Annotated in this window: 2 protein-coding genes; one reads left to right on the top strand and one right to left on the bottom strand. The window is 72.7% G+C overall.

What is annotated here, in order from left to right; genetic code table 11:
• Window positions 1–582: DUF3097 family protein (locus tag WA805_RS24485; RefSeq protein WP_425243504.1), on the top strand; the 582-nt coding region annotated here is incomplete at its 5' end.
• Here the strand turns inward: WA805_RS24485 and hemW are convergent.
• Window positions 504–1,829, bottom strand: coding sequence for a radical SAM family heme chaperone HemW (gene hemW, locus WA805_RS24480; RefSeq protein WP_422285829.1), 1,326 nt, complete (start codon window positions 1,827–1,829; stop codon window positions 504–506). The genes WA805_RS24485 and hemW overlap by 79 nt on opposite strands.
• Between the last annotated feature and the right edge of the window lie 182 nt (window positions 1,830–2,011).

The following is a 2,011-nucleotide window of genomic DNA, read 5'->3' as shown; positions in this document are numbered from 1 at the left end:
GCGCCGGGCGCCCCCGCAAAGACGGCCTCGGGGTCGATCGCGGCCCCGCAGCAGCGGGCCAAGGTCGCCAAGGCGAGCCGGATCTACGTCGAGGGCAAGCACGACGCCGAGCTCGTGGAGAAGATCTGGGGCGACGACCTGCGCGACGTCGGCGTCGTGGTCGAGTACCTGGAGGGCGTCGACGACCTGCCCGCGATCGCGAAGGACTTTCAGCCGGGCCCTGGCCGGCGGCTCGGCGTGCTCGTCGACCACCTCGTCGACGGCTCGAAGGAGAGCCGGATCGCCGCCGCGGCCGACCGCGACCCGCACGTCCTCGTCGTCGGCCACCCCTACATCGACGTCTGGGCCGCGGTCAAGCCCGCCCGGCTCGGCCTGGAGGCCTGGCCGGACGTCCCGCGCGGCCAGCCGTGGAAGGAAGGCGTGCTGCGCCGGATCGGCTGGCCCGCGAGCACCCCGCAGGACGTCGCCGCCGCCTGGCGGCGGATCCTGCGTGCGGTGACCAGCTACGCCGACCTCGAGCCTGAGCTGCTCGGCCGAGTCGAGGAGCTCATCGACTTCGTCACCGCGCCGGAGCAGGGATGAAAGTGGCGGCCGGCGGCCTGCTCGTCAGATAACGTCAGGTCGCGGATCACGGCGTCCGCGAGCAGCCGGCCCTGCCGGGTCAGCACGAGCCTGCCGTCCGCGAAAGCGGACGGGTCGGCTAGGTGAGAAGCGACCGCACGTTCTGAATAACGGAAAGCGGGAGCGGTGAGGACGGTCAGCGGCAGGCCCTCGGCGAGCCGGGCGCGGAGCATGATGTCTTCCATCCGCTGCTCGGCGGGGGTCAGCACCTCGCGGCCCGCCGCCGGTGACTCGCCCGCCGCCAGCCGCGCCGCGTAGGCCGCCGGGTGCCGCACGTTCCACCACCGGGTGCCGCCGACGTGGCTGTGCGCGCCGGGGCCGAACCCCCACCAGTCGCCGCCGGTCCAGTACAGCAGGTTGTGCCGGCAGCGCGCGTCGCCGGTTTTCGCCCAGTTCGAGATCTCGTACCAGGTGAAGCCCGCCTGCCCGAGCAGGTCGTCGGCGATCAGGTACCGGTCGGCCAGCGCGTCGTCGTCAGGCGCGGCGATCTCGCCGCGGCGCACCCTGGCGGCCAGCCGGGTGCCCTCCTCGACGATCAGCGCGTAGGCGGAGACGTGATCAGGCCCGGCGCCGATCGCCGCCTCCAGCGACCGCCGCCAGTCGTCGTCGCTCTCCCCCGGTGTGCCGTAGATCAGGTCCAGGCTGATGTGGTCGAATCCGGCCGCGCGCGCCCATCGCACGCATTGTTCTGGTCTCCCGGGCTGGTGCTGGCGGTCAAGCGTGCGCAGCACGTGCGGTACCGCGCTTTGCATTCCGAACGAGACCCTGGTGACTCCCTGCGCCCGCAGTTCCCTGAGGGAGGCGGCGTCGACGGTTTCCGGGTTCGCCTCGACCGTGACTTCCGCGTCAGCGGCCAGGCCGAAGGCCTCGCCAATCCTGGCGAGGATGCCGCCGAGCCGCGCCGGGGCGAGCAGCGTCGGGGTGCCGCCGCCGAAGAACACCGTGCTGACCGGGGCTTTGCTCGGCGGCAGAACGCCGGCGGCGAGGGCGATCTCGCGTGTTATCAGGTCCGGGTAGGCGTCCTGGGAGGCGCCGCCGCCGAGTTCGGTCGCGGTGTAAGTGTTGAAGTCGCAATAGCCGCAGCGGGTCCGGCAGAACGGGACGTGCACGTACACGCCGAACGGCTGCTGGCCGTATCGCGCGGCCGCGCTCGGCGGCAGGCTCCCGTCGGCGGGAACAGGCTCGCCGTCAGGGAGGGTTCCAGGCACGCTGCCGAGGATAAGCTGTAGGAGAGAGAACTCGGGGCGGGAGGTACTGGTGACCTCAGACCAGGCACCTGGTGAAGGCGGGTTTCCGCCGCCCGGCAACGGCCAGCGGTCGGGCAATGGGCGATCCCAGCCGCCCGGCGGCGCGGAGTCTGGCGCCCCCGGCGGCGGGCAGCCGACTGTCC

It is taken from the genome of Trebonia sp. (assembly GCF_049794275.1).
Lineage (GTDB): Bacteria > Actinomycetota > Actinomycetes > Streptosporangiales > Streptosporangiaceae > Trebonia.
This window is presented reverse-complemented; position numbering and strand designations above follow the sequence as displayed.